At 54.0% G+C, this 25,980-nt stretch carries 23 protein-coding genes and 1 tRNA gene; 13 read left to right on the top strand and 11 right to left on the bottom strand.

Features of this window, described 5'->3' with window-relative positions:
* Positions 1-5 precede the first annotated feature (5 nt).
* Both GOX75_RS10530 and GOX75_RS10525 read left to right on the top strand, forming a co-directional pair.
* Positions 6-1,667 carry a SulP family inorganic anion transporter gene (locus GOX75_RS10530; protein ID WP_171122833.1) on the top strand — a complete coding sequence of 554 codons (1,662 nt, stop codon included), beginning with the start codon at positions 6-8 and terminating at the stop codon, positions 1,665-1,667.
* Positions 1,668-1,700: 33 nt separating this feature from the next.
* Positions 1,701-2,561 (top strand): hypothetical protein, encoded by an 861-nt coding sequence (locus tag GOX75_RS10525; RefSeq protein WP_171122831.1) that lies wholly within the window; start codon positions 1,701-1,703, stop codon positions 2,559-2,561.
* A 62-nt stretch (positions 2,562-2,623) separates the two neighbouring features.
* On the opposite strand, the gene GOX75_RS10520 is transcribed toward GOX75_RS10525, so the two are convergent.
* The 3 genes from GOX75_RS10520 to GOX75_RS10510 all read right to left on the bottom strand — a co-directional run bounded on the left by GOX75_RS10520 (position 2,624) and on the right by GOX75_RS10510 (position 6,004).
* Positions 2,624-3,202 carry a DUF3611 family protein gene (locus tag GOX75_RS10520; protein ID WP_170621342.1) on the bottom strand — a complete coding sequence of 193 codons (579 nt, stop codon included), beginning with the start codon at positions 3,200-3,202 and terminating at the stop codon, positions 2,624-2,626.
* Between the two features lie 81 nt (positions 3,203-3,283).
* A complete protein-coding gene (locus GOX75_RS10515; protein ID WP_058284048.1) occupies positions 3,284-3,802 on the bottom strand; it encodes a DUF1269 domain-containing protein in 519 nt (172 codons plus the stop codon).
* A gap of 93 nt (positions 3,803-3,895) precedes the next feature.
* Positions 3,896-6,004 carry an alkyl/aryl-sulfatase gene (locus tag GOX75_RS10510; protein ID WP_170676892.1) on the bottom strand — a complete coding sequence of 703 codons (2,109 nt, stop codon included), beginning with the start codon at positions 6,002-6,004 and terminating at the stop codon, positions 3,896-3,898.
* A 331-nt stretch (positions 6,005-6,335) separates the two neighbouring features.
* Here GOX75_RS10510 and GOX75_RS10505 point away from each other — a divergent pair, with 331 nt between their 5' ends.
* Positions 6,336-6,953 carry a hypothetical protein gene (locus GOX75_RS10505; protein WP_171122829.1) on the top strand — a complete coding sequence of 206 codons (618 nt, stop codon included), beginning with the start codon at positions 6,336-6,338 and terminating at the stop codon, positions 6,951-6,953.
* A gap of 31 nt (positions 6,954-6,984) precedes the next feature.
* Here the strand turns inward: GOX75_RS10505 and GOX75_RS10500 are convergent, their stop codons facing one another.
* Positions 6,985-7,488: a hypothetical protein gene (locus GOX75_RS10500; protein ID WP_171122827.1), complete on the bottom strand. Its 504-nt coding sequence runs from the start codon at positions 7,486-7,488 to the stop codon at positions 6,985-6,987.
* A gap of 315 nt (positions 7,489-7,803) precedes the next feature.
* On the opposite strand from GOX75_RS10500, the gene GOX75_RS10495 reads away from it, so the two are divergent.
* A tRNA-Ser gene (locus GOX75_RS10495) sits at positions 7,804-7,893 on the top strand.
* A gap of 386 nt (positions 7,894-8,279) precedes the next feature.
* Here the strand turns inward: GOX75_RS10495 and GOX75_RS10490 are convergent.
* The 6 genes from GOX75_RS10490 to GOX75_RS10465 form a co-directional block, all read right to left on the bottom strand.
* Positions 8,280-10,865, bottom strand: a complete 2,586-nt coding sequence (locus GOX75_RS10490; RefSeq protein WP_171122825.1) for an autotransporter outer membrane beta-barrel domain-containing protein — start codon at positions 10,863-10,865, stop codon at positions 8,280-8,282.
* Positions 10,866-11,517: 652 nt separating this feature from the next.
* Positions 11,518-11,931 (bottom strand): hypothetical protein, encoded by a 414-nt coding sequence (locus tag GOX75_RS10485; protein ID WP_170555317.1) that lies wholly within the window; start codon positions 11,929-11,931, stop codon positions 11,518-11,520.
* On the bottom strand, positions 11,928-12,146 hold the full coding sequence (locus GOX75_RS10480; protein WP_170555315.1) for a DUF3955 domain-containing protein: 219 nt from the start codon (positions 12,144-12,146) through the stop codon (positions 11,928-11,930). Before GOX75_RS10480 ends, GOX75_RS10485 begins: the two co-directional genes overlap by 4 nt.
* Before the next feature lie 223 nt (positions 12,147-12,369).
* On the bottom strand, positions 12,370-12,756 hold the full coding sequence (locus GOX75_RS10475) for a hypothetical protein (RefSeq protein ID WP_171122823.1): 387 nt from the start codon (positions 12,754-12,756) through the stop codon (positions 12,370-12,372).
* Positions 12,740-13,510, bottom strand: coding sequence for a hypothetical protein (locus GOX75_RS10470; protein ID WP_171122821.1), 771 nt, complete (start codon positions 13,508-13,510; stop codon positions 12,740-12,742). Before GOX75_RS10470 ends, GOX75_RS10475 begins: the two co-directional genes overlap by 17 nt.
* A gap of 42 nt (positions 13,511-13,552) precedes the next feature.
* On the bottom strand, positions 13,553-14,068 hold the full coding sequence (locus GOX75_RS10465; RefSeq protein ID WP_170756011.1) for a DUF805 domain-containing protein: 516 nt from the start codon (positions 14,066-14,068) through the stop codon (positions 13,553-13,555).
* A 127-nt stretch (positions 14,069-14,195) separates the two neighbouring features.
* On the opposite strand from GOX75_RS10465, the gene GOX75_RS10460 reads away from it, so the two are divergent.
* Together GOX75_RS10460 and GOX75_RS10455 are read left to right on the top strand one after the other, a co-directional pair.
* A complete protein-coding gene (locus tag GOX75_RS10460) occupies positions 14,196-14,660 on the top strand; it encodes a hypothetical protein (protein WP_171122370.1) in 465 nt (154 codons plus the stop codon).
* Between the two features lie 551 nt (positions 14,661-15,211).
* Positions 15,212-16,111: a sterol desaturase family protein gene (locus GOX75_RS10455; RefSeq protein WP_170464538.1), complete on the top strand. Its 900-nt coding sequence runs from the start codon at positions 15,212-15,214 to the stop codon at positions 16,109-16,111.
* 339 nt (positions 16,112-16,450) lie between these two features.
* On the opposite strand, the gene GOX75_RS10450 is transcribed toward GOX75_RS10455, so the two are convergent.
* Positions 16,451-17,125 (bottom strand): TetR family transcriptional regulator C-terminal domain-containing protein, encoded by a 675-nt coding sequence (locus GOX75_RS10450; RefSeq protein ID WP_254428729.1) that lies wholly within the window; start codon positions 17,123-17,125, stop codon positions 16,451-16,453.
* An 88-nt stretch (positions 17,126-17,213) separates the two neighbouring features.
* Here GOX75_RS10450 and GOX75_RS10445 point away from each other — a divergent pair, with 88 nt between their 5' ends.
* From GOX75_RS10445 to GOX75_RS10415, 7 genes are read left to right on the top strand one after another with little or no spacing between them, the layout of a single operon-like run.
* A complete protein-coding gene (locus tag GOX75_RS10445; protein WP_171122819.1) occupies positions 17,214-18,083 on the top strand; it encodes an ABC transporter permease in 870 nt (289 codons plus the stop codon).
* Positions 18,080-18,868 (top strand): ABC transporter permease, encoded by a 789-nt coding sequence (locus GOX75_RS10440; RefSeq protein WP_170752062.1) that lies wholly within the window; start codon positions 18,080-18,082, stop codon positions 18,866-18,868. Before GOX75_RS10445 ends, GOX75_RS10440 begins: the two co-directional genes overlap by 4 nt.
* Positions 18,865-19,962, top strand: a complete 1,098-nt coding sequence (locus GOX75_RS10435; protein WP_170752059.1) for an ABC transporter ATP-binding protein — start codon at positions 18,865-18,867, stop codon at positions 19,960-19,962. Before GOX75_RS10440 ends, GOX75_RS10435 begins: the two co-directional genes overlap by 4 nt.
* Positions 19,963-19,966: 4 nt before the next feature.
* The gene (locus tag GOX75_RS10430) at positions 19,967-21,043 is read left to right on the top strand and encodes a PotD/PotF family extracellular solute-binding protein (RefSeq protein ID WP_170752057.1); all 1,077 of its coding nucleotides are present in this window, start codon (positions 19,967-19,969) and stop codon (positions 21,041-21,043) included.
* 60 nt (positions 21,044-21,103) lie between these two features.
* Positions 21,104-23,167 (top strand): FAD-dependent oxidoreductase, encoded by a 2,064-nt coding sequence (locus GOX75_RS10425; RefSeq protein WP_171122817.1) that lies wholly within the window; start codon positions 21,104-21,106, stop codon positions 23,165-23,167.
* The gene (locus GOX75_RS10420) at positions 23,164-24,396 is read left to right on the top strand and encodes an aromatic ring-hydroxylating dioxygenase subunit alpha (RefSeq protein ID WP_171122815.1); all 1,233 of its coding nucleotides are present in this window, start codon (positions 23,164-23,166) and stop codon (positions 24,394-24,396) included. The genes GOX75_RS10425 and GOX75_RS10420 overlap by 4 nt, the downstream gene beginning before the upstream one ends.
* A complete protein-coding gene (locus GOX75_RS10415) occupies positions 24,389-25,951 on the top strand; it encodes a trimethylamine methyltransferase family protein (RefSeq protein ID WP_171122813.1) in 1,563 nt (520 codons plus the stop codon). The genes GOX75_RS10420 and GOX75_RS10415 overlap by 8 nt, the downstream gene beginning before the upstream one ends.
* Positions 25,952-25,980: the final 29 nt, after the last annotated feature.

Here is a 25,980-nt window from a genome sequence, read left to right as displayed (position 1 = left end):
GCTGCATGCTTGACGGGTTGAAGATTGATCGCAGGAACGTGGTTTCGGATCTTGTCGCAGGTGCCACGTTCGCAATCGTCAACGTTCCGCAAGGAATGGCCAATGCTGTTCTTGCGACCGTCAACCCTGTCGCTGGTCTTTACGCGCTAATGGTCGCCATGCCCGTCGGCGCAATCTTCACCAGTTCCGTTTTTATGAATGTATCAACGACTGGCGCACTATCGGTTGCCGTCGGTGAGGCATTGTATGGGGTTGAGGACGATAGAAAGATCGGCGCATTGATTGGCCTGGTTATGATGATTGGGATGGTGCAGTTGATTTTTGGACTGCTGCGTATGGGGCGGCTGGTCCGATATGTATCCAACTCGGTGATGACAGGATTCATTACCGGTATTGCAGCTCTGATCATTCTTGGCTCTATTCCTGATATCACTCGGTTCGAGAGCGCACAGCCAAATCATTTGTTGCGCCTTTCCGATACCGCTTTGAACTGGCGTAGTTTCGATACCGCTTCGGTTACTATCGGCGTGGCCACAATTGTCCTTATTTTTCTGATCCAGCAAACGCGATTAAGTAAGTTCTCGCTGATCCTTGCTCTGGGTGCGACAACCGGGTTGGCCACGCTATTTCAAGGCGGCTCGATCGTGCTGGTGAAAGATGTCGCGATCATTCCCCGAAGCTTGCCCACGCCAATGCTGCCGGACTTAAGCTACTTTCCAGAACTGATCCTGCCCGCCATTGCCATCGCAGTGATCGGGTTGGTACAGGGCGCCGGTGTTGGTCAAAGCTATCCGAACCCCGATGGGCGGTTTCCAGATACTTCGCGTGATTTCGTCGGCCAAGGCGCGGCCAATCTCACAGCAAGCGTGTTTGGTTCGATCCCTTCAGGTGGGTCAATGTCGGGAACGGCTGTCAGTGTTCAGGCCGGAGCGTGTTCGCGCTGGTCAAACATCTTTGCAGGCGTAACAGTGGTATTGATCGTCTTTTTGTTCGTGGACATGGTCAAGCTTGTTCCCATGGCCGGTCTGGGTGGGCTTTTGTTCGTAGTGGGCGTGCAGAATGTCCAACCCAAGTCTATTGCCGTCATTTGGCGGACCGGAACGATGGCCCGTGCTGGTTTTACTGCGACGCTGGTGGCAACGCTGTTATTGCCGCTGCAGTTTGCAATCCTGTTGGGCATCGCAATCTCTTTCGTTCTTCAAATTCTGCGCTCCGCTAACCAGATCGAAGTTCGGCAGATCTCCTTGGTCGAAGGGGGCTTCCCAATAGAGCGGCCTGGTGCGACCGCTCTTGAGGAAGGCGAAATTACGGTTCTTCGCATTCGCGGAGAACTGTTCTTTGCGTCGGCGCAGGCTCTTGAAGCTCAGTTGCCCGAAGCAGATACGGGACGCCATTCAGTGGTATTATTGGTGCTTCGTGACGTTGACGACTTGGGAAGCACGATCATTCGATTGCTAAGCCGATACTCTAAAGAGCTTGAACATCACGACAGCAAGCTGGTTTTGACCGGTGTGAACAACAAGTTGCAAGGGCAATTGAAACGAACCGGACTGCTGAAGCGATTATCGCAAGAGAGCATCTTTGAGGAGCAACCTGAAATCGGGGCGGCGCTGAATGATGCCATGGAACAGTCCCGTATTTGGATCGATGCGAAACGCAGTCAGTAATCCAGCATTTCGGGATCAGAAGGACGTAAATAGATGCCCGAAGTCGTGTTGATTTTTACAGGTGTTGTCGTTTTTGCTCAGATGTATGGGCTGGGAACCCGGCAAGAGGTTGGAAGCATTCGTGCGCTGTTGTCCGATACTTCGCTTTTGTTTCGTTCCCTGATTTCAGTTCTCGTCGTGATGCCTTTGGCAACACTCGTTCTAATTATTTTGCTTCCCGTGCGTCCTGAGGTTGCTCTGGGTTTGGCCATCTTGGCCGCTGCACCCGGTGCGCCTCTCACAACGCGCCGGTCCGAAGCCGCAGCCGCCGATTTCAACTATGTTGGGTCATTGCAGTTGCTTCTTGCTCTGTTGGCAGTGGTTTATACGCCGTTTGCGCTGTTCTTATTTAGTCATCTGCCCCAGGTCGCGGCTACTCCTGTTTCGTTGGGTACTGTGGCCGCTCAGGTCGGGCTGGTGACTTTTCTACCGGCAGTGCTTGGATGGGCATCGGCGCGCGCGGTACCGCGATTGCGAAATCGCCACAACAAGGTGGTGGCGATTGTGTCCAAGGGACTTTATCTCTTGTTCCTTGCCGCTCTTTTGACCGCGCTGGCGCTTTTGACGGACCTACGGCAATCACTTGCAATTGGGTGGGCCACCGCGTTTTCGGTCGTCATACTTTGTGCCGTCGCGTTAGCGAGTGGCTACACGCTTGGGGGGCCGGTCAGATCGAAAAGAGCGGGCCTTGCCATCGCAACAATTGCGAGGAACATAGGATTGTCTCTCTATATTGCTGAACAGTCCGAAATATCTTACCCGGCAATTCCAACAATCCTGCTTTTTGCGCTGATCGGGGTTTGTATGGCTTTACCGGCCTCGGTCGTGTTCAAGCGGTTTTTGGGTGGCTCATAGCACCACTATCTGCCCTACTCTGGAATTCGGTAAGGTTTCGCGAAAGCAAGTGCATTGCCTATTCAGGCGTCTTTTCCGCCCAGAGAACGAGAGATCAGGAAAACGATACGCAAAGAAATCGCCACAACAAGCAACTCAGCGGTCAGCGTTAAGAGTAGGGTCATGATGCTTACTGCATCAACCGCCGAAATCGTGTAGGGGCTGGCACCGGTTTCAGCTGCGGATATCTGCAAGCCAACTTGAGGGTTGGCCAGCATTGTGACCAGAAGCGCAAAAGCTGCTCCAAACAATGAAACAATTGTCAGAACAGCGCCGATCGTTCCGACCCAAACGCCGATCCACACGCGACTTTGAAGCCGGGCGGCTGAGGGGTCATCTCCAGTCTCTTTCAGCTTTCGTCCCAAAGACAAATAATGCCAACACCAAAATGTGGTGAAAGCGGGCAGGATCAAACCCAAGAAGGACAACACGTTGCCCACGCCTGCGCCACCTCCGACAACGCCAAGGACAACGCCGCCCAGTACAACGACAATGATCAAAAAAACCAGCTGAACCCAGAAACCGATCTGGCCAAGCTTGACGAGCGCATCTGCGACGCGCCCGGTGTTTTCCCCATGCCAATTAGCGGATTCGCCTACCATATTGCAGTGCTCTCAACCTAAACCCTATGATTTGAAGAAGGTCGTCCACACTTTGGCTTGGCGACCGATCTCTATCAAAAATCACTGGCTATGCGCAGCGGCGAGCGCTTCGCGGAGTTTGTCTTCTTGTTCCTGCGATAGGGACGTCTGAAGTATCTTCGGGTCGTATTGTTCGATCTCGGCGATCACTTTGTCCGGTGTGGCCTTGGCGACAAGCAGAAACAGAGCCGATGAATTTGGTTGGATGGTCTCGCCCAGTTCTTTGATGAAATCATCATTGATGCCGTAATCGGAAAGGGACCCTCCAAGCGCTCCCATTGCCGCCCCGGCCAAACCTCCCACTGCCATGCCGGCGAGTGGGTTGAGAACAAGAATACCGGCCAACATACCAACTATTGCACCGGTGCTCAGGCCCGTACTGGCGCCAATTCGGGTCATGTTCACTGACTGCTTAATGTGTATGTCTCCCTCTTCGGGTCGCACAACGACGCAGGCGTCCAGCAGGTCGATCAATTCCTGTTTTTTGAGCTGTCGTAGTTTTGTCAAAACAGCATCTGCACTGTCGACACCATCAAATGAAAGAACAACAAGATCAGCCATTGGAGTCTCCTCGGGTGATTTGGATTACATCGTTAAAATCGTATTGGAGTGTAAAAGTGGGTAACGCGGGCCCGAAGGGACCCGCGCAAAACATCATTCGATAACGACCTGACCAGTCACCGCCTGCAACGGCTCGGCCTCTGCTACCTCGGTTGGACCGGTACTTGTCCCAGGCAAAACTTCGAACAGAGGATCGAACTCAACCATGGCTCCAGCGAGTTTGATCAGAACGCTGACGTCACCATCAGCCGTTGCGCGACCGTCGGCCAGCAAGTCCTCGAAATCAGCCTCTCCGGTCATCACAAGTTCCAAATCGGATCGGTTCAAGGTTAGAGTCAGATCTGGCTCATCGAAGGCGAAACCTTCGACATTTGTGAGTGTTGCCTTGGCCAGCTCGATCGCAAACATCTCACCATTGTCGGGTGTGCTTAGGTTCATCGTAAACTCGATGCCTTCGGCCTTGCGGCTGTCCATCTTGATCGCAAGGAAATCAAGGAACAGCTCAGTCGACATCGCGCGTATCACCTCTGGGCTGGACGTGTCGGCCGTTTCACCGGTGGGGATGCCAGAACGAAGTTCATAGGCACCGGACAGGAAGCTGTTCCGCAGGCCCGGGTTCTCTTGCTGGTAGCCAAGCTGTTCGTAAACGTCTGCTAACAAATCTTTTACTTCCTGATCTGATGGATCCGACAGGAACAGTTTGTTCAGAATCTCGGACGCTTCGAAATATTGCCCTGCATTGTGTAGTTCCAAACCCTTGGCCATAATTGGATCTTTGCCGCCCATCATCTCGACGTAGAGCGGAGCTGAAGCTTCTGGTTCTAACGGTATCAGGGTCGCGGGATTGCAATCCCAGAATCCAAGGAAACGCTGAACAACGCCGCGCGAATTGTGCTGAGGTGAGCCGTGATAGCCACGTGTATGCCATGTCTGCTGCAAACCCTGTGACGGCTCATAGTGGTGATGTATCTGGTTAATCGTCACGCCCTGATTGGCCAGATGCAGGGTCTGGTTATTCATATGGGCATAAAGGTCGCGCTGATCTCTCAGAACCTGCTGCACGCGGTCATTGCCCCAGCGCGGCCAATGGTGCGAAGCGAACATGACGTCTGCCTCTTGCCCAAACAGGAACAGGGCACGAGAGATGTATTTTGACCATCGAAGTGCATCGCGCACAGGCGCGCCACGCAATGTATAGATGTTGTGCAACGTGGCCGTGACGTTTTCCGCCATCCACAGGGCCTTCATGTCTGGGATGTAAGTATTCATCTCAGACGGCGCTTCTGTGTTGGGTGTGTTCTGGAAGATCATCCGCACACCATCGACCTCGAATTCTTCGATGTCATCCTCGACAATCCGGGTTGGCGCGATCAGGCCAGTGGCACCTGCTGAAACGCGCTTGCCGAGACCCTGATTGACGAACCCATGCGGGGCCACAGGCAACAACAGACCATATTGGTAAAATAGCCGGCGGTTCATTGCGTTGCCCGCGAACACGTTCTCGGAAATTGTGTGTTCCATGAAATCGCGCGGAGCAATGATTTCGACATTCCCGGAATCGACGTCCTCCTGCGAAACGATGCCACGAACGCCTGCCCAATGATCGCCGTGGGAATGAGAATAGATCACGGCCGTAATCGGCAACCCTTCGCCTTTGTGTTCCGAGAACAATTCCCATGCGGCTCGCGCCGTTTCGGCCGAAACCAGCGGGTCAATGGCGATCCAACCCGTTTTACCGCGCACGAATGAGATGTCGGACAAATCAAACCCGCGCACCTGATAGATGCCGGGTATTACCTCGTACAGACCATAGTTCTGATTCAGCTTGCTGATACGCATCAATGACGGGTGGATACTGTCGTACTCGTCTTGCTCGTCGATGAAATCAAATGCGCCCCGGTCCCAGGCGACATTGCCCGCGTCTGCCATTATTTGAGGTTCCGGCATCTGGGCAATGAAACCCTTGGCAACTTCGTCAAAGTCCTGAGTGTCTGAGAAAGGCAGTGTTTCTTTCGCTTCGGCCAGGATTTTGAGCGTGTGCTCGGACGGTGCTTTTCCTTTAGGGTGAAAGTGGCCTTCTAATGGCGCGGCTGTCGATGTGGTTTGTGCTGCTGCTTCTTCCGACAAAAAAGTAGGACTTACCGCAAAGGCAGCCCCAATTGCAGGAACAGTTTTCATGAAGTCGCGTCGATTAGGTGCCATCAAATTTTCCCCCTTTTGATCAAGCTGTCTGAAAAGCACTGCCTCACATCCTAACATTTAAGTGTCATTGTGCTACGATTAAGATTTAGGCAGTCTTGCATGGCTCAACATCCAGCACGGCTCGCGGATGTATTGAATACCTGAGTATTTTCTGACGATTGGGCCGTCTTCAGTGAGCCCAACAACAAAGGACGCGATCTAAAAATAGGTGGATCACAGATCAGGGGGAAACACGATGGCAGCTACCTGGCACCCTGTTTGGGACCAAAAATCAAATTCTTGGGTTGTTGACTTTCGGGTGAGGGGAGAAAGGATACGACGGCGCCTTTCAGTGCGTGACCGTAGCCTCAAGGATGTAGCAATTTCACTCGCCAGAGATCTTCATGAAGAAGCATGGGCGAATGCACTGCGCGTAAGGGAACGCAACCAAGACGTAACTTTCGAAGTAGCCGCTGAGAAATACATCTCAGCTGGTGGAGAAAAACGCTTTCTTGCGAAAATAACCCAGTACCTCGGACCTAAGGTGTTGGTTCAGGACGTTGACGCAGCCGTCATGGCTCGGGCGACCAAAGATCTTTATCCAAGCGCAAAAAGAGACACAATTCGCCGGCAGCTGACCGTGCCAATCCGGGCGGTTCAGAACTTTGCATCTGGAAAAAGGCGTGAGAGCGTCCCAGACACGCGGCGCACCCGTTGGCTTACACCAGAAGAGGCAGAGCGCCTTTTGATTGCTGCTGCCAACCCACAAACTTCAGACCTTCGAGATCCGGACAGACAGACTCTTCGCAAAATTGCTTTCATGCTCGGCACCGGTGCCGGACCTGGCGAGACAATGGCTTTAAACGCTGATGGTTGGAATCCAAACACGCGGGAATGGTGGCTGCCCGGAACAAAAACCGTGTTTCGTCCGGAAATCCCTTTGTGTGTTTTCTTCAAAGTTGCGTCGTGAAGTAGGATTTGTTCACTGCTGTATAGTAGTGTCATTTTTCTCCCCTTTTGCTGGAGTTCAGAAATTCCAAACGTTCGACTTCTTCGATGGTCGGGCGGAAAAGCCACCGCCGTCCAAGTTTGAAACCGTGGCGTCGACCGTCGCGCGCCATGCGTCGAAAGGTCTCCAGGTGGCACCTTGCGTACCGTCGGTCGAGCAACCGCAGGTCCTCGATTGACAGCAGTGGTGCCAGAAGGGCTTTGCGGCCTTCATTTCCAGCAAACGCCCATAACAAGATCGGATCGTCTACCTCTTCAAGCCGCAGTACATCGAGCAGGTCGAAGCAGGGGTGCTCACCAGGAACGGAAACAGGCGTCAGGCCATGAAGCTTGCGAAATCGTTCAACTGAAGATCGGCTGCAGCGCCAGCGCTTAGCTAAGCAACGAACGGTCAAGAGCGGCGAAGGGTTCTGCCTAATGGCGATAGCTAAGTTGTACGCATCATATTCAGCTTGCGCATCAGCGCACTTCACACCTTTTTCCGTTTGTTTTGACATGCGCTACCTCCGATGCCCGGAGGAGATGGGTTCGAACCGAAACAGGAGAAATTCTTCGTTGGCAGATAATGATCTCTCAATCGGCGCGGCGATGCAGAATGGGGATTCGATGTGTTGTGGTGTTTCGAACCTGACGGCTGGATGGTTCGGCGCTGGGAAATGCCTCAGAAAAAATTGTCCAAATCTTGCCCATAATCCACGTAAATCGGTGTGTTTTACCGTAATTTCAACGGGTTCAGCAGTTTTGCCGGAGTGAGACACAAAATGGAAGTTTCGCCTTGTATTCCCGTTGCTTGCAAGGATATACCCGTCGGCGGAGACGTGGCCGAGTGGTCGAAGGCGCTCCCCTGCTAAGGGAGTAGGCGGGAAACCGTCTCGAGGGTTCGAATCCCTTCGTCTCCGCCACCAAACTCAATTTAATTATTTTAAATCAATATATTAGTAGTATATATATTATATTCATCCCCCATTTTATCCTCCATTGTTAATTTGAGTGTTGGGATTGGGGGCGGGTCAAACAATAGGCCATTTAGGAGTGAGACCGCGTGGATAGGCAAAATTCCGTGTGGTACAAATTAAAGGTTTGCAAAACTCTAAGCCCGCTTTCCCATTCTAAGCAGTCACCTGACCAAAAGACTCAGATGACTGCCTTGAGCCCAAAGAAGACCTTGGATTTGTAAGTTCAGGCGGCGAGCTTCACGAGTGTCGTCTCTCAACTGACTTAATTAGCTGGTTAAAGTATTGCGGATATTTGATTTGCCTCGCAATCCAAGGCATCGACGGAAACCGAGTCAGAAACGCCAAGTGATCCTTAAGCCGCCACCGAATTCATCGCCGTTTGTATTTTTTTGGAAGACAACCCCCGCAGAAGCATCGACGGACGCGTTCACGGTCGTTGCAAGACCCAAGCCGACGGAGATTGCGTTCTCGCCTCGATGGGTGCCGACAAAAGACTGAGAAATGCCCGGGGACGTGGCAAAGGCCGCGTCAATTCCGTGTGTCTCGTCGGATGCAGCAAGAAAATCGTGTTCATAACGCATGAAGCCAAGAGGTATTAGACCACCAGCAAATGCCGGCCCAGTCACGTTGATGCCTACGCTTCCGATCAGACTATCCGCAGTTGCATTGTCTACCGCCAATGCGGTTGCCAAGTCGCCATCTTCAGTAAATCCGTCTTGTTCGTAGCGGGCGTAACCCAGACCGACCTCCGGTGCTAGATGCCAACCGCCACGTGATGGCAGGGCAGTGTATTCCGCGCGCGCAGCAATCTCGTATGTTGTATGATCATAGTTTGCCGTATGACGATTTACGCTTGAGCCAGTAACCGCGTCCCGGGTCGCGTCTGTGTCACCCCATGATACGCCAGCCATTCCCGAAAAAGACCAATTCGTCGACTCCACCACGCCGTACGCGCCGATGCTGAACGCGTCAGAGGAAAAGTCGAGCGTATCGGTCGAGGTTGTGTGATCTGTCATCGAATAAGTACCGTAACCAAGATAGGCGCCAAAGCGGCGACGATTGTCTGCCCAAATATCGGCGCCGAGGATGAACTGGTTAAGATCATAATCAAACCCTGCTAGCCTGCCATCGGCATCGACTTGCCCTCTGGTCAGACCAGCATCGAACCAGACATTCCGGCCTTCGTCGGTCAATCCCTCGATACGGCCATTGCCAGTGGCGCGCCCATTGGCGTTCGAAAGAACCATGTTGCGGCGCATATCGCTGTGCTCCAATGCGACAGTCATAAAAGAGGCATAGGCTTCCGGGTGCAGCGTGCTGACCTGTTGCAGGGAGTTGTAAGGAAGGCTTTTACCATTGGACGAGACCAACTGTCCAAGGTTTTGGGTATTTGTCGTCCCAGTTGCGGGTCCCAAGGTGTTTGTCACCGTGTTCGTGGAAATCACCCCACCGCCGGGTGCTGTGATCGTTGTGGTTACAGTTTGGGTCGCGCCGCCGCCCGACGGCGTGGTAACGACCGTAGTTGTTGTCTGATTGCCTGTATTTGGATTGGTGACAACGGACGTGGTTGTTTGAGGTGTGTAGGTGGAGGTGATGAATGGGTTATTTGTTAATCCGACGTCTATGAACGCTATGTCCACCTGATCGTCTGCGAGCGGGTCGTTCACGATGGAATACAATAGATTTGCCGGGAGCGTTGAACCGGCGGATGCCAAGTCCGTAGCCGTTGGAGTGCGCGGCCTCGCATCGTAGGATGCGGTGGTGCCAGGAAGTCCGATTGCCGGATTATTCAAGGCAACAGTGTAGATGCCGCTTACGCCGCCGGTCACATAATCTGCGGCACCGGCATTTTGGTCAGTTGCGAGTGGCACGAAAAAGACAGTGTCGAACCCCGTCAGACTTGGTGCAGTTCCTGCCACATTGGTGATCAGTTGCCCACTGTATCTCGTTGTTCCCGGAATGCAGCTACCCCCAGAGACCGAGCACTCGCCGGAGGGACTAATCCCGATGCGTACATTGTTGTCACCCGAGAACTGCGCTTGTTCTGCGTTCAGTCGTAAGCTTGCCAAACCCGGCGCGATGCTAGACGCAGGAGGCAATGCTCCAAAAAGGTCGATCGTGCTATCGTTAAGTCGTGCGACCATTGGACCACTCGGGCCAGCAAAAGACCCAAATGTGGCCAGCGAGCGCAATGTGCCGCCATCGACGTTCAGCGTATCGAGGCCAGAGTATACCTGCGATCCGGCGTCCATGAACGTTCCACCATTTACCACAGAGAGCGCAGACAAGTTGTCATAAAAGTCGCTTTGAGCACTCAAGCCGGAGATATCCAACGTCCCTTGATTTATTGCAATGTTGCTTGCGCGCAAGCCTGCGCCTACATCCATCAGCGTTGACGACGAAACGACTGTCGTGCCCGCGCGCACGTTCACCGTTAAATCGTCCGGCCCCGTCACAGAGCCGGCAACGGCAGAAGCCCCACTTTCGAAGCGCAGGGTGCTGTTTCCTGCGAATGTCAACGCGCTTGCGGCATTGTTGGAATCCTGAACACGAAACGTGGCGCCCGTTTCAAGAAGGATAGAGCCGTCAGTTATCTGAGGATCGGTCAATTGTAGCTCCGTCCCCGCACCTTCAAGGCGAAGCGTACCCCCCGTGATCTCAGAGGAAGGCGTAGCGGAGCCGTTCGACTTTGTTAAACCCAGAACCGAGTTGGATCGAAGTTGTAGCTCCGCACCCTGACCAACGGTCAACCAACTATCAAGAAACGGCTCGATGGTGGTGCCGACCAAGTCAAGGCGCGCCCCGTCTGCAACGTCGACAGTAAGCGGCACACCAAATATATGGTTGCTTCCCAAACGCAATTCGTTTGTTCCGCGTTCGGCTCTGATGAACGCAGGTCCGCCATCCGGCGAGTTCATTGAAAGGCGGGTTCCATCCCGAAAAATCAAATCGCTATTGCGAAGCGTAAGTCCACCGCCACGCCCGATACCGGCTGCGCCAAAGCCGAGACTCAGGTTGACGATCTGACCGGTCTGAGGACCAGCAGAACTTACCCCGTCCCGGATCGTCAAAGAGGTGTTCTCGAGCGTTAGTCGATCAAACAACAAAGTCGCTTGAACGTTTCCGGGGCCCGAAGGCGGATCGCGGAATGCAAACACGTCCAGGGCCGTTTTCCCTCCGTCGGTTCTCGTTGACCCAAAGAAAACATTCTCCCAAGAGCGATATACTGATCTGGAAAATGCAATTGATTCACGGGTTCGGAACCCCCCAAGTGCAAGCCCTGACATCGTGTCTGAGTCCCAGACCAGACCATCAAAGCGGCCAATGACGGGGTCCACAAAAACATCTGCAGCGCCGAGTGTACCGGTTGAGGTATTGGCGAGCGTCTCCGCGCAACCAAGGTTCAATCCTGTACCAGTGACGGCACTGCAATACCCTTGCGCCGCGGCTTCGCCAATAACACTAAACGTCAGGTAAAGCGCTGTTGTGCACACTAAACAAGCCTTGCGTCGTGGTGCGAGTTGTTTGTTTTTCATATTGCCTACCTCTGCCAGCGATGCGTGCGTGGCGCTAGTTACCCTCAGGAACCCAACCGCAATACGTATAAACCTGATAGATCGAAGTTCCGTCATCAAGCCCGTTGACAACCAACATGCGATTGTTGCTCAGGGGTGACAGCACCTGACGGTATTCATACGACGAGCCGTCGTAAGAACACTCAAGATCGACAATTTGCAGAGATGTCCCGCGCAGGGCCTGAACTTGCGCATAGGCGCAGTCCGCGTCATCCGATTTACGACCTTCATCGTCATAGATGACATAGCCTGCTCGAAGATCGCCATACTCTTCAGAGATTTGTGCACCATCTTCGCAACTCAGACCTTCTGGCACGTACAGGCCTGAAAAATGAACACCATCTGCGTTCGTTGGGCCGCACAGGCAAACCAGACAAAGGATAATCACGGCTTGGCTTTTAGTGTTCATTCGGAGGTCGTCCTCTGCTTCATGAACTTTGAAACGAGCGATCCCATTAGAGCAACAGCCCCTGCGAAGGTGAAAACCCAACCAAGGGCAAGGAGGTGGAAATGCTCCTGCAACACGCCATCTTCATCGACATAAGAGCCCTGAACCGCATATCCGGCCCAGAGCGCAAGGCCCAAGCCAAGCAACAAAAGGGAGATGAGTGTCAGCTTTCTCATGTGGCCTTACTCCGTTGGCATAGTTTGGGTGGCGAAAATCATTGCAGCGCTCTGGCAATGTTTCTCACGCGGGTCACTCCCACTCAGCGGCAGTTGTTCGCCATTTTTTCTCTTCGCTGTCCCAAATGCTGGCTGCCGCACAAGGTGTCGGATTGATACCGCCGCACTGCGAACCGTGGACGTCCGCTAGAAGGACCTTGCTCGGTCCCAGATCTGCCAAGTCTCAGCCCTGGTTCAACAAGGAATAGACTTTATCATGCACGAGAAAGTGCGACATGCATCCACCTGTTCCACAGTAAAGCGATGCGGCTGTCGAACAGGCGAACCCCCGCTCGTTCAGCACCCAATCTAGATATTGATCGCCGTCCAGATCGACCCGGTCAACGGCCTCCCATTCGAGGTAGACTGTGCCATTGTCGAACTCTGCGCAAGCTTGTCGGGCGGATTGTACTTTTTCCTGCAACTGTTCAGGCAGATCGGACACATCGGCGGACGTTGCCGGTGTGATTAAGGCAAGCCAGACTGCAATCCAAACCCCGAGACTCCTCAAGACTTTGGCCGTTCGTTTCTGCGAGCGTAACTCTGCCAAAGCATCAGTTACACTTGTCATAACGATAATCCCCATATTCCAACCAGTCCGCTCCCGCATCCTGGAAAATCAGGGCTTCTGATCTGTCCTCACCAAGAAGCGCAACAACGAACCCTTTCGGGGCTTCTGCATTGCCAAAGTAGCTGTAGGCGGTCATGGCCCGCGTCACCTCACCATTCACGGTGAGCAATGCATCCCATTCACCGTCCGGAGAGTTCAGGATCACGTATTCGATCTGGCGTTTCACGGCGCCGCCACCGCAATAGACTACGCCCTCCGGAGCCTCGGTGCTCGCGGTCTGCTGTGTCGCCCCGCCACAGGCAGACCTGAGCGACTTGATGGCCGCGCTCGAACCCGCCAAATCGAAGATCCCATAAGTGATGTCCTGATCGATCATAGAAAGATTGACCGAGGCATTTGCTGCCAATTGATCCAGAACGAAGCCGTAATCCTCCGCACTGTTGAACAAGATCTCGACGGGGTAGTTGTCGACGATCTGAGTGTTGGCGTTCTCTGGTCCGATCTGGAAGGCACCTGCTTCTGTCGTTCCATCCTTCATGAAACGGATCGATAATCCCTGCTTGGCCACAATGTCTTCGCTATCCTCATAGCCCGCGGGCACAAAACGGATACGGTCACATTGAAGTTCAAGAGTTGAGTCGCTGGATTGAATGAACGCATTTGCCGTCGGTCCGGCGACGAAAGTCCACTCTGCAAAGACTGGCGATGCGATGAGGCAGGCTACCGCAAGGGCCAATGATATCTTACTCTTCATTCCAGTTTCCTCTCTGCATCAAAAGCTAGCTTGGCAAATGTCCTACGCCACCGGCGGACCATACGCGTTGTCCCCGTCTTGCGACGGCCGGGTCAACCACCAGATCATCATGACCGTCAAGACCAATTGCAGCGCCCAAACCACCATCATACCGGTCGCTCCGAGAAACGCCGCTGGTCCGCGTAGCACCTCTGGATCGTCAACACCACCTTCCAGTACGGTGAAGACCGCAACGCCGCTAAGAAGCGCAATCATGGTCGCAAACCCCAAGGCCATTGGTAGAAGAAGATACCATCCGGGGCGTCCGCTGTCGTGCAATCGGCGCCAGCCAGCAGCCAGCATTGGCAAAAAAATCGCAACTTGAAACAAGGGATTAAAGATACCCGTGCCTTCGCCGGTTTCTGGGTTGATGCCGAAAATTGCCCCGTCCAGGATCGAAAAGATGATGTTGCACAAGATAACGAATAGCACGAACCACCAGTATTCCGAACGAGTCGCCCGCCCCGAAAAAACGACATACTTCGAAAGACAGACCTTTATCGATTGTACAAATCCCATATCAAGCGTCCTTATCAGTGGCTTTGCTCATGTTGCCCCGTTATTCTTTAGTTATTTGTTTATGGGTCAAGCCATCGGCCACGGATTGTTCCGTCGCCTGACGCGGCTAAGCAGACGGAAAATGCCGATGTTTTCAACGCGCAATACGTTGACCTTCGCCATACTCATTGTGGCCGGAATCGCATTCTGGGCTGGTTCTGAGATACAGAAAGCCACCTATGTCGACCAATGCCTTGATCTGGGAGGGGGGCGAAACCCCGGCAACCATCCGATATGCGTGATCAATGCCTCAACAGCGCCGCTTCAGCTTGGTCCTATCCTCGTAACAGCGCAGGAAGTGATTAGGGGCGAAATACGCGAAGGTACGGATGGCCAGTCTCTTGTCGAGCTAAGCCTAATGCCAGGCGCTGCCGCTGCCCTTGCTGCATTCACCAAGGAATCTGTGGGTGGTTCGCTCGACATCAGAGTGGATGGAAACCTGCTTCGCTCGGTGAACATCATCGAAGGCGTCGAGGGAGACCAACTGATCATTCCTTTGACCAACGCAGACGCGCAGTCACTCTTCAAAAACCTTGGGCTGGTCGGGCTGTGAGCCAGGATTTGCATCTAAGTAGAGACCGGCGATTGGTCCAAAGTCAGCTGAGAAGCGCCAAAATGCTGCTGGACCCGCGGAGAGGATCGGCGGCTGTGTGATGTCGAGGTGTAAGTCTGGGCCAGAGATATGCGCAGTCCAACTGAATCGACTTCGAACAACCCTCAAATATTGCACGCGCGGCAAAAGTCCGGTTTCACAGGCAATAGCGCAACAACGCGCAGAGCAGTTGAACGGCAGGTTTGGGTTCAGTGCGGTCCTTGCCTTGTGCTAAGTGGATGGCGGCTCTGTCCGCAACTCGGACATAAAGCCTAATTTGCTGAATGCCCGGTCTCGGTGAAAGCAGATATCGTGCAATATCGACTCGTTTTTTCGACTTAAATGTCTGCTTCTGCCGAAAACGGTCATTCCCGAAAACCATTGGAAGTTCCGCTAAGCGGACCAAGCCGCTCTCAGATGGTATCGCTTGCATGTCTGCGTTACATTGGAGCGGTCGTCGCCTAGAACAGCTTGCAATTCTATCGCGACGGAAACCCGAATGGTGGAAGTCCATGTCCGACACAATCCTTGTTGCTGAACCAACTATCCGCCTTATTGCCTTCCTTTCCGTCCTGGCCGCGATGGCACTTTGGGAAGTGGCCGCACCCCGGCGAAGACGGGATATTCCGCGCGTTATCCGATGGACAAACAACCTTGCGCTCGTGGTGCTCGACACCGCCATTCTGCGGCTGACCTTTCCAATCCTCGCAGTCGGTCTCGCAGCCATGGCCGAGGATCGCGGATGGGGGCTCTTCAACAACATCGAGGCGCCGGTTTGGGTTGCCATCTTGGTCTCCATGCTGCTTCTCGATCTCGCAATCTACCTTCAGCATGTGATGTTCCACGCCGTACCTGGGCTTTGGCGTCTACACAGGATGCATCACGCCGACCTCGATTTTGACGCGACCACTGGCTTGCGTTTCCATCCGGTAGAAATCCTGATCTCGATGGGGATCAAGCTGTCGGTTGTAGCAGCCTTAGGGCCGCCCGCTGTCGCCGTACTCCTGTTCGAGGTGATCCTGAACGCTACCGCGCTTTTCAATCACGCAAACATCGATTTGCCGCGTCCGGTGGATCGAATTCTCAGATGGCTCGTTGTCACTCCAGACATGCACCGAGTCCACCACTCCGTCGATCCAAGCGAGACCAACTCGAACTTTGGCTTTAACCTACCGTGGTGGGACCGCCTTCTAGGTACTTACATTGCGCAACCCGAGAAGGGGCATAAAGGCATGGAAATCGGCATCGAGCAGTTTCGCACACGCCGAGACCTCTGGCTCGACCGAATGCTGCTTCAGCCGCTGCGCGGCCCGGCGAGCGGAGGTGCCCTCGACGCCCCGAGCCAACGGAGGCGATCTTCATCTGTCTCGTCCGGGCGAACCAAGCTTGGCACTGACCAAATAGACCAATAGCGTTGAACCAAAGACTGCTTTGCCGCGCTTGAGTGTCCTTCGCAAGGCGTTCAGCATCGGCAGAAAAGTCCGCAGAGCAGACGTTGAATGAATTCTGCTGAACGGCCGCATCGAGCCCAAAGGCGACTTAGGCTACGGGCGCAGCATTTGTCGTTTTGGGCGGAAAGCGGTCTTTCGCTGCACGTGCAATGGAAACCTTTCTTCGGGGGAAAGCGGGCGTTGGATTTCGTCCAATGCACGGGGGTGTTGCATTTAGACGCCAGGGAATTCGCCAATACCAGCAGTCGGCTTTCCAAGAACATGCTGTTTTTCCGTCTCAAATCTGAGCGTCCCGAAATCTCACAATTTAAATTTTTCGGGGAAAAGTCCGCACAAGAAACGTCTGATAAGATCAACAGAGCGTCGTCGTGAAAAACCCTGCATATCTGTTAGGTAATTGACCCACATACCTTCCAGCAAAGCCAGCGTTCCGGCAGTGGCATCGTCCACCAAGTTTGGGTCACGCTCGTTTTTTTGAGCTATCTCCTTAAACGCAAGCCGCAATGTCTCGACAAGTTTTTGATCCTGAGTGCTGCTGTAGCGGGCAATGCCTGGGTGTGAGCTCGCGATGCCGCGAAATGCATGCCAGATTTTTGTACTTCTTGGATTGAGCAGTGCTTCGGACAGATCCGCCTCGATCACAGCCATCACTCGGTCTTCGGGCGATGCATCCGAGCCCAGATCGGTCATTTTGTCCATCTCGGAATAATATTGGGCACTGAAATGCTGGGCTGCTGCCGTCAACAAATTGTCCTTCCCGCCGAAATGCAAATGGATCATTCCGCGTGACAAACCAGAACGCTCGCAGATGCAGCTGACCGTCGTCTCGGTGACTCCAATATCCGCGATAGAGTCCAGAGTCGCCTTGATCAGAAGTTGCTTACTGGCATCTGGATCACGTTTCGAGCCACGTTTTCTTCCTCTAACGTTTTCCACTTTATTCAATAATTCCATTTCCTTGATAGCATCACTCAAGTCTTTCTCACAGGAAGATTGACACGAAAGACCGTTCTGGCGCAACATTTAATGGACGATCGTCCATTAGTGACTCGTGAAAATCCGGATGGGAGTTTGGGTAATCTTTCGTAGCGAAGCATCCCGGGGCTATACCCTCAGCGCACCAGCCACGGCTTATGTGGGCTTTCTGGTGGCGGCTCCGTTGTTGATGCTGATCGCCTATTCGTTCTGGACGCAAACCTACGTAACGCTCGACAAGACGCCGACACTAAAAAACTATAGCGACGCGTTTGCTGATCCTCTGGTTAGACACTTAATGCTAAGGTCGATCTGGATTGCCGGAGCAGTTACAGCAGTTACTGTCGCACTGGCATATCCCATCGCTTATTTCATCGCGATGAAGGCCCGTAAAAAGACCATCTGGCTTCTGCTCATCACCATTCCATTCTGGTCTAGCTACCTCCTGCGTGTATTTGCGTGGAAACTCATCCTGGGGTTCAACGGCGTAATGAATTCTGCACTGCTGATGCTTGGTCTGATCGACGAACCGCTCGACTTCCTTCTCTACAATGAATTTGCAGTCGTGCTGACGCTTGCCCATGCTTGGGCGCCATTTGCGATCCTGCCGATCTATGTCTCATTGCAGAAGATCGATCCGAGCTTACTAGAAGCCGCCACCGACCTCGGTAACAGCCCTTTTCAACGCTTCATGCGGGTGACGCTGCCACTAACCATCCCGGGGATCATTGCTGCTTGTCTGATCATATTTATTCCCACGGTAGGTGACTATGTGACCCCGGCACTGGTTGGCGGGTCGGATGGAAAGATGATCGCCAACCTTATTCAGGTGCAGTTCGGGGCCGCCAACAACTGGCCACTCGGCGCCACCCTTTCACTGATCGCGATGCTATCGGTTGGCTTTGTCGCTATAGTGTTTGTAATTACCGCCACCCGGCTAGGGAGGCGGATAAGATGAGACGCCCTTCGACCCTGACAGCCTACGCCTTTCTGTATTTGGTTTTTCTTTACCTGCCGGTCCTTTTTCTGCCCTTGTTTTCATTCAACAGCGGCACAATCGTTGCCTTTCCCATCAAGGGCTGGACGCTGGACTGGTATCGGAAGCTGGGCGAACAGGATACCTTGATCCAGGCCCTTTGGAATTCGCTTGGCGTCGGCACCGTCGTGGCACTTCTTTCTACCGCTATGGGATTGTTCGCCGCCCGCGCCTTTGTTCGGTACCGTTTTCGGGGTCAGCGTGCTGCCGAAGGTCTGGTGATGCTGCCTTTGGTTATACCGGGCATTATCGTCGCTTCTTCAATGCTGGTTCTGTTTTTGTTTATCGGTCTTAAGCCGTCTTTGCTGACCGTCGTTCTGGGTCATACATTTCTTGCGCTGCCGTTTTCCGTCTCGATCCTGAAGTCTGCGTTTGATGACTTCGATGCGTCGCTGGAGGAAGCATCATACGATCTAGGTGTCGGCGTGTTCGACACCTTCCGCCGCGTGACGCTTCCGGTCGTTTCCCCGGGTATCGTCGCAAGTTTGCTGGTCACTTTCACAGTCAGCTTCGACGAGTTCGTGCTCGCCTTTTTCCTGTCCGGCAACCAACCAACCTTGCCAGTCTACATCTGGAGCCAGATTCGTTTCCCCGCCAAGCTTCCAAACGTTTTGGCCTTAGGCTCTATCCTGCTGCTTTCATCGGTTCTACTTTTGGTGCTGGCCGAGTATTTCCGGCGCCGCTCATCCGCATCAGGGGTCCAATGACAGAAAAAAACATCATCGAACTCAGGGGCGTCGAGAAACGCTATGGCACTTTTCTTGCGGCTAGCGGGATCGACCTCGATCTCAAGGAAGGCGAGTTTTTCTCACTCCTCGGCCCATCGGGATGCGGCAAAACCACGGTATTGCGGATGATCGCTGGTTTCCAAGAGCCGACCAAAGGCACCGTACTGATCGACGGTCAGGATATGGATGGTGTGCCTGCCAACAACCGCCCGACGAACATGGTTTTTCAGAGCTACGCCATCTTCCCGCACCTGAATGTTGGAAACAACGTGGCTTATGGATTACGTGGCAAGGCCCCCAAGGCCGAAATCGACCAGCGTGTGGCCGAAGCCTTGGAAATGGTCGAGCTGGGCGGTCTTGAGGATCGCGGCGCAAGTGAGCTGTCAGGCGGGCAGCGGCAAAGGGTGGCGCTCGCCCGTGCGCTGATCATGCGACCCAAAGTATTGTTGCTGGATGAGCCCTTGTCGGCCTTGGACAAGAAGCTGCGCGAGCAGATGCAATTTGAAATGCGTAATCTGCAGCAATCGCTGGGTATAACCTTTGTGATGGTCACACACGACCAATACGAGGCGATGACAATGTCTGACCGCATTGGCGTGATGTTCAATGGGCGGCTAAAGCAGGTGGATACGCCAACAACGCTTTACGCCCGGCCCTGCGATCAGCAGGTTGCCAGTTTCATCGGTGAGATGAACATTTTGCCTGCCCAGTTGCTTGAGGAAAATGGCGATACGCTTTCAATCGACGCGAAGGCCTTTGGCCAAATGGAGATTGAAAAAAACCCCAACGTCGCAACCAGCGCCCGAGATATGAACATCGGTATTCGACCCGAACAATTGGAAATCACCTCTGAAAAACCCGAAGACTATCCATCAACTGTTCAGGGCAAAGTCAGCAACGTCGCCTTCTATGGCGAGAACATTCACTACCACATTCAGGTTGCGGAAACCGACAAGCCGATCTCGGTCTCGGTTCCGAACTACTTTCACACGGTTGATTTCAATCGCGGCGACGCAGTTTGGCTGGGAGTCCAAAGCGCCAGCGTGATCGATCTTGGCACTGACACAGAATAAGAAAATGGGAGGAAAAAAATTGAAACTTCAGGGAATTGCGGCCTTCGCATGTGCGACGGCAATAAGTACAGGAAGCGCCAGCGCTGGTGGAGCTGATCTGACGGTATTTGACTGGTCGGGATATGAAGACCCGGGATTCTTTGCCAGCTACATGGAAAAATACGGGAATGAAGCACCGAGCTATTCCTATTTCGGTAGCCAGGAAGAAGCCTTTACCAAGCTAAGCTCCGGATTTACAGCTGATTTAGCGCATCCTTGTTCCGACGCGGTCAGAAAATGGGTCGCAGCCGATCTGATTCAGCCGCTGGACGAAAGCAAGCTGACCAATTGGGCGGATGTGCTGCCCGAGATCAAGGAGGTCGACGCCATCGTTCTGGACGGCCAGCTTTACATGTTGCCGTTCGAATGGGGGAACACGGGCCTTATCTATCGCACCGACAAGATCTCGGGGGACGATATCTCACTGCAATTGCTGGCCGACCCGGCCTATGCCGGTAAGATCGCTATCCCGGATGCCGCATCATCTGCTTATGCGTTAGCGGCGCTGGCTACTGGAAATGCTGACGACTACACCAACTTGAGCGATGAGCAGTTCAAGGAAGCGTCTGACTTCCTGCGCTCGATCCACCCGAACATGCGCTTTTATTGGTCCGACGCAGGTCAGTTTGACCAGGCCATGACCAGCGGCGAGATCGAATTCGGTTGGGCCTGGAACCAGTCAGAACTAAACCTGATCTGGAATGAGGTGCCTGCCGCGATGATGCGAGACGTCGACAAGGGTATCGCGACCTGGGCGTGCGGCTACGTGCATCTGAAATCATCCACGACACCGGTCGATCAGGTCTATGATCTGTTGAACGCGCTTACCGACCCGGCCAGCGGTCAGTACATCATCGACAACTGGGGCTACCCGCATTCGAACGCAAAAGCGTTCGAAGTTGCCGATCAGGCCAACATCGAAGCCTATGGTTTCTCCGATCCAAAAAGCTTCTTCGAGGGCAGTTTGTTCTTTGATGCGGTGAACCCCGAGCTTGAGGCAAAAATGCTGGCGGAGTTTGAACGGATCAAAGCCGGCTTCTGATTCAACAGTATCTCCGGGGCCAACCAGCCCTGGAACACAAACACAGGAAAACGCGTGAACATGTCAGACGCGAACCCATATGCTATGCTCTTGGAACCGGTTCAGATCGGGCCAGTCACTGCCAGGAACCGCTTCTATCAGGTGCCTCATTGCACCGGGCTGGGGCACCTCCGACCAAGGGCGGATGCTGCCGTTCGTGGAATGAAGGCCGAAGGCGGGTGGGCGGTGGTTTCCAATCAGGAGACCGAGATTCACCCGACTTCTGACCTTTCTCCTTACGCCGAAGGGCGGCTATGGGACGCGCGCGATGTGCCCGCGTTGCGGCTGATGACAGACGCAGTGCATGCACATGGTGCGCTGGCGGCTATCCAGCTGGTTCATAACGGCAATCATGCGCAAAACCTGCTTACCCGCGCCCCGGTTCTTGCACCTTCCGAAATGTCTGTCGACACTACACACCCCAAGCAGGCGCGGGCTATGGATAAAGCCGACATTCGGGAATTTCGCCGTTGGCACCGCGAGGCCGCCTTGCGCGCGAAAGATGCCGGATTTGACATCATTTATGTGTATGCCGGGCACAACATGACATTGGCGCAACATTTCATGCTGCCGCATATGAACCAGCGTAGCGATGAATATGGTGGGTCGCTCGAAAATCGCGTGCGTCTGACACGTGAACTGCTGGAAGACACTCACGAAGCCGTGGGCGACAGCTGCGCTGTGGCGTTCCGTTTTGCTATTGATGAGATGATGGGTGCCGGGGGCATGCAGGTAGCAGAAGAAGGCCGCGCCGTTGTCGAGCTTTTGGCCGATCTTCCTGACCTATGGGATGTGAATGTGGCTGACTGGTCCAATGACAGTGCCACGACTCGTTTTCAGCCAGAGGACGGATATCAGAACGCGTTTCTGTCCCACGTTAAGCAGATCACCCAAAAACCTGTGGTTGGTGTCGGTCGCCTGACATCCCCCGACATGATGCTGTCGATGGTCAAAAAAGGAATTGTCGACCTTATCGGTGCCGCGCGGCCATCCATTGCGGACCCTTTCATACCAAAAAAGATCGAGGAAGGCAGGATCGACGAAATCCGCGAATGCATCGGCTGCAATATCTGCGTGTCGTCGGACAATCTGGGTATCCCGATCCGATGCACTCAAAACCCTACGATGGGTGAGGAATGGCGACGCGGTTGGCACCCCGAGATCATCGCGCCGAAAAAGAGCAACGCGGATACTTTGGTTGTTGGCGGTGGCCCTGCCGGTCTTGAATGCGCCATGCAGTTGGCAAGGCGAGGATATCAGGTGACCTTGGCCGAAGCGTCAGCCGAATTGGGCGGGCGGGTTACGAAGGAAAGCAAACTTCCCGGCCTCGCAGCTTGGTCCCGCGTCGTCGACTATCGTCTGCATGATTTAAAGCAACGCGGCAACGTTCAGCTTTTCACTGACAGCAGGCTTGATGGCGATCAAGTGGCAGAGCTGGGCGTCGAACACGTCTTTGTGGCCACCGGCAGCCTTTGGCGAACCGACGGCATGGGCCGTAACACCCAGCGCCATGTGCCACAGATCGAGCAAAGCGCCAATGTGCTGACGCCTGATGACATAATGAATGGTGTTCTACCGCCTGATGGCCCGGTCATGATCTATGATGACGATCATATCTATCTGGCAGGAGTGATCGCCGAAAAACTGGCGACGGCAGGATACCAGGTGGTCTTTGTCACGCCGGAGAATTTGGTTTCAGCTTACTCCATCAATACTTTGGAGCAGCCTCGCATTCAGGCCCGTCTGATGGAGCTTGGTATCGACATTCGTTGCAATCAGGTGCTGACGGCGGTTCAAGGTGACATGGCCCGCATCGGTTGTGCCTTTACTGGTCGCGAAATGGATATTCCATGTGCCTCGACAATTCTGGTCACTGAACGTCAGCGTGGGACGACGCTATATGACAGCTTGCGCGGGCTCAGGTTGAAAACCGTCGAACTTATTGGCGATGCCGCTTCTCCAGGGCTGATCGTCGACGCAGTCTTCGCGGGCCACCGCGCGGCCCGTGATTTTGAACGCCCCAAGGCAGAAGCAGACCAGGATTGGTTTCGCCGCGAGATAATCGATTTGGAGGAAACGAGATGAACAGCCGACCGTTTGAGTTGGATGCGCTGATAGCCTCGCACCAGTACGGCCACGCCCTGCCGCGCGAATTCTATACCTCCCAAGACATCTATAACTATGACATCGCCCGGGTCTGGAACCGCAACTGGCTTTGGGCAGGTCACGTCAGTCAAATCCCAAGCCCCGGTGACTACTTCCTGTTAGACTATGGCCCGGAGAGCATTATCGTTGTTCGCGACCGCGATGGCGACATTCGTGCTCATTTGAATGTCTGCCGCCATCGCGGATCTCGCGTCTGCACTGAACAATCCGGCAACGCCCGCGTTCTTGTTTGCCCCTACCACGCATGGACATATGAGCTATCAGGAAAACTTCGTGCAAGTCACAATATGGGGGAACAATTCGACCCGTCAAAGTTTGGGCTTCTTCCCGTTCAGGTGAGTGTCTTCAAGGGCCTGATCTTTGTCTGTGCCGATGCAAACACCCCATCACTTGATCCTGTCCTCAGCAAACTTGAGCCACTCGTCGAACCCTATGGCCTGAACGATTTGAAAGTAGCGCATACCGCGTCATTTCCTGTTCCCGCGAATTGGAAACTAGCGGTTGAGAACTACCTTGAATGCTACCACTGCGGGCCAGCTCACAAAGAGTATTCTCGATCCCATAGCTTGAAATCACCGCAAGACATGGCTGGTTTGGTCGAACCGCTAAAGGCTAGGGCTGTAGAAGCCGGGCTGTCACCCAATGAATTGACTCTTGTCGGCGACGCTGCGCTGACCCCATTTACCAGCGGGTACTATCGTCGCTATCCGCTTTACCAAGGCTACAAAACCGGCAGCCAATCGGGCGAGGCACTTGCACCATTGCTTGGAACGCTCAAAGGCTTCGACGGTGGCGCAACAGACTTTGATGTTGGTCCGTTGAATTGGTTCCTGATTTATTCGGATCACATGGTCGGCTACCGCTTCATTCCACGAGGCTTACAGGAAACCGACATTCAGGTGGTCTGGCTGGTTCGCGCTGACGCCGAAGAAGGCGAAGACTACGACAAAGAAGACCTGACCTGGCTTTGGCATGTCACATCTTTGGATGACGAACGCATCATTCGCCACAACCAGTCCGGCGTAAATTCTCAATACTTCCAACCGGGCCCCTTGGGCGAGATGGAAACCTCGATCCAGGACTTCTACGATTTCTATTTCAACATGATCAGCCCGGACCCAGAACAAAGGATGTCCGGTCATGGCTGAGGCAAAATCACGCCGTCGCGGCGGCGGCGGACGCGCCGCGCGCATCAAGGTTCAACAGGCTACCACGGGCAATGAGGCCGTACGTGGAGGCCTAAGTGGCGGCCGCTATAAACCGCTGACCCAAGCAGATATGGAGAACATCCATCAAGCGGCCTTAACCGTTGTGGAAAACACGGGCGTTACCGACCATTTCCCGGAATTGCTTGATCTGGTGCTTCCCAAAGGCGCAGTTTTGAATGACCTCAATAGGCTGTGCTTCCCCCGCGCCCTTATGGAAGACATCCTGGCGGCTGCCGCCAGAGAGTTTTATGTCTATGCCCGCGGTGAGCGTGCAGGCAAAGACGACATGCATTGCTCGGCCGAGAGTGTCTATTTCGCCAACTCTGGCACCGCCGTCACAACCTTCGATTCCGAGACCAAGTCCTATCGTCCATCGGTTCTGCGCGACGTTTATGATTTCACCCGACTAGTGGACCGCTTGGACAACATCCATATGCTGGGCGACACAGTTTTGGCCACCGACGTGACCGATAATTTCGCTCACGACATGAACACCATATATGCGATGCTCGCAGGCAGCCAAAAGCCTGCCTGTCTGACCTTTCGCGACCGCAGCCATATCCCGCATGCCATCCGCATGTTTGATTTGGCTCACGGTGGTGAAGGGGCTTTCATGAAGAAGCCAAGCGTCATATTTGGCGGCTGCCCAATGGTTTCCCCCTTGCGGATCGGCAAGGAGAACATGGAAATCCTGATTGATACTGCCAAACTTGGTCTAACTGTCGATCTGGCCGTGCCTCCTCAGGCCGGGGCCACAGCCCCCGCGACGCTTGCGGGAACACTGGTGCAAACCGTGGCCGAAACGCTGGCCTGTGTTGCCATTGTAAACCTCATCACACCGGGCTGTCCGGTCTGCTTTGCCGCCTGGCCCTTCATCACAGACCTGCGTAGCGGATCGTTCACCGGCGGCAGCGGTGAACAGGCTCTCATCGGGGCGGCAGCCATTCAGATGGGCAATTTCTACGGCCTTCCCACATCCGTTGGCGCAGGCATGACCGATGCAAAAATACCCGACGCGCAATACGGGTTGGAAAAAGCACTGACCTTCACGCTTGCCGCCCATGCCGGTGCCAATCGTTTGTGCGAGTTCGGCGGTATGATGGGTAGCCTGATGGGATGCAGCTTTGAAAGTATGGTCATCGATGACGAAGCGGGTGGTATGATCCTGCGATCGTTGCGCGGGATAGAGGTCACGGATGAAACCATGGCGGTAGATGTGATCCACCAGTGTGCCATCGACCCAGGTCATTTCCTCGGTAACCCTCACACGCTGAACTATATGAACACCGAATTTGTCTACCCGCGGCTCATGGATCGTGAGCGTACAGATACATGGGAAAACGAAGGCAAAACTGATCTATTGGACCGCGCCCGTGACAAGGCCAATTCCATTCTCGACAGCCATTTCCCCAACTACTTCGGCGCCTCAGACGCTCAGGTGCGCGAAGAGTTCCCAATTGTGATGAGCGCAGAAAGCATGGCCCGCCGTGGATAAATCTAACGCCAAGCACTGGGACAACGATC

Source organism: Ruegeria sp. HKCCD7251 (genome assembly GCF_013031165.1).
Classification (GTDB): domain Bacteria; phylum Pseudomonadota; class Alphaproteobacteria; order Rhodobacterales; family Rhodobacteraceae; genus Ruegeria.
This window is presented reverse-complemented; position numbering and strand designations above follow the sequence as displayed.

Bases quoted from the DNA above. Each gene is read 5' to 3' on its own strand.
- GOX75_RS10530 (WP_171122833.1), top strand. From the start codon at position 6: ATGCTTGACGGGTTGAAGATTGATCGCAGGAACGTGGTTTCGGATCTT.
- GOX75_RS10525 (WP_171122831.1), top strand. From the start codon at position 1,701: ATGCCCGAAGTCGTGTTGATTTTTACAGGTGTTGTCGTTTTTGCTCAG.
- GOX75_RS10520 (WP_170621342.1), bottom strand. From the start codon at position 3,202: ATGGTAGGCGAATCCGCTAATTGGCATGGGGAAAACACCGGGCGCGTC.
- GOX75_RS10515 (WP_058284048.1), bottom strand. From the start codon at position 3,802: ATGGCTGATCTTGTTGTTCTTTCATTTGATGGTGTCGACAGTGCAGAT.
- GOX75_RS10510 (WP_170676892.1), bottom strand. From the start codon at position 6,004: ATGGCACCTAATCGACGCGACTTCATGAAAACTGTTCCTGCAATTGGG.
- GOX75_RS10500 (WP_171122827.1), bottom strand. From the start codon at position 7,488: ATGTCAAAACAAACGGAAAAAGGTGTGAAGTGCGCTGATGCGCAAGCT.
- GOX75_RS10490 (WP_171122825.1), bottom strand. From the start codon at position 10,865: ATGAACTCGCCGGATGGCGGACCTGCGTTCATCAGAGCCGAACGCGGA.
- GOX75_RS10485 (WP_170555317.1), bottom strand. From the start codon at position 11,931: ATGAACACTAAAAGCCAAGCCGTGATTATCCTTTGTCTGGTTTGCCTG.
- GOX75_RS10480 (WP_170555315.1), bottom strand. From the start codon at position 12,146: ATGAGAAAGCTGACACTCATCTCCCTTTTGTTGCTTGGCTTGGGCCTT.
- GOX75_RS10475 (WP_171122823.1), bottom strand. From the start codon at position 12,756: ATGACAAGTGTAACTGATGCTTTGGCAGAGTTACGCTCGCAGAAACGA.
- GOX75_RS10470 (WP_171122821.1), bottom strand. From the start codon at position 13,510: ATGAAGAGTAAGATATCATTGGCCCTTGCGGTAGCCTGCCTCATCGCA.
- GOX75_RS10465 (WP_170756011.1), bottom strand. From the start codon at position 14,068: ATGGGATTTGTACAATCGATAAAGGTCTGTCTTTCGAAGTATGTCGTT.
- GOX75_RS10460 (WP_171122370.1), top strand. From the start codon at position 14,196: ATGTTTTCAACGCGCAATACGTTGACCTTCGCCATACTCATTGTGGCC.
- GOX75_RS10455 (WP_170464538.1), top strand. From the start codon at position 15,212: ATGTCCGACACAATCCTTGTTGCTGAACCAACTATCCGCCTTATTGCC.
- GOX75_RS10445 (WP_171122819.1), top strand. From the start codon at position 17,214: ATGGGAGTTTGGGTAATCTTTCGTAGCGAAGCATCCCGGGGCTATACC.
- GOX75_RS10440 (WP_170752062.1), top strand. From the start codon at position 18,080: ATGAGACGCCCTTCGACCCTGACAGCCTACGCCTTTCTGTATTTGGTT.
- GOX75_RS10435 (WP_170752059.1), top strand. From the start codon at position 18,865: ATGACAGAAAAAAACATCATCGAACTCAGGGGCGTCGAGAAACGCTAT.
- GOX75_RS10430 (WP_170752057.1), top strand. From the start codon at position 19,967: ATGGGAGGAAAAAAATTGAAACTTCAGGGAATTGCGGCCTTCGCATGT.
- GOX75_RS10425 (WP_171122817.1), top strand. From the start codon at position 21,104: ATGTCAGACGCGAACCCATATGCTATGCTCTTGGAACCGGTTCAGATC.
- GOX75_RS10420 (WP_171122815.1), top strand. From the start codon at position 23,164: ATGAACAGCCGACCGTTTGAGTTGGATGCGCTGATAGCCTCGCACCAG.
- GOX75_RS10415 (WP_171122813.1), top strand. From the start codon at position 24,389: ATGGCTGAGGCAAAATCACGCCGTCGCGGCGGCGGCGGACGCGCCGCG.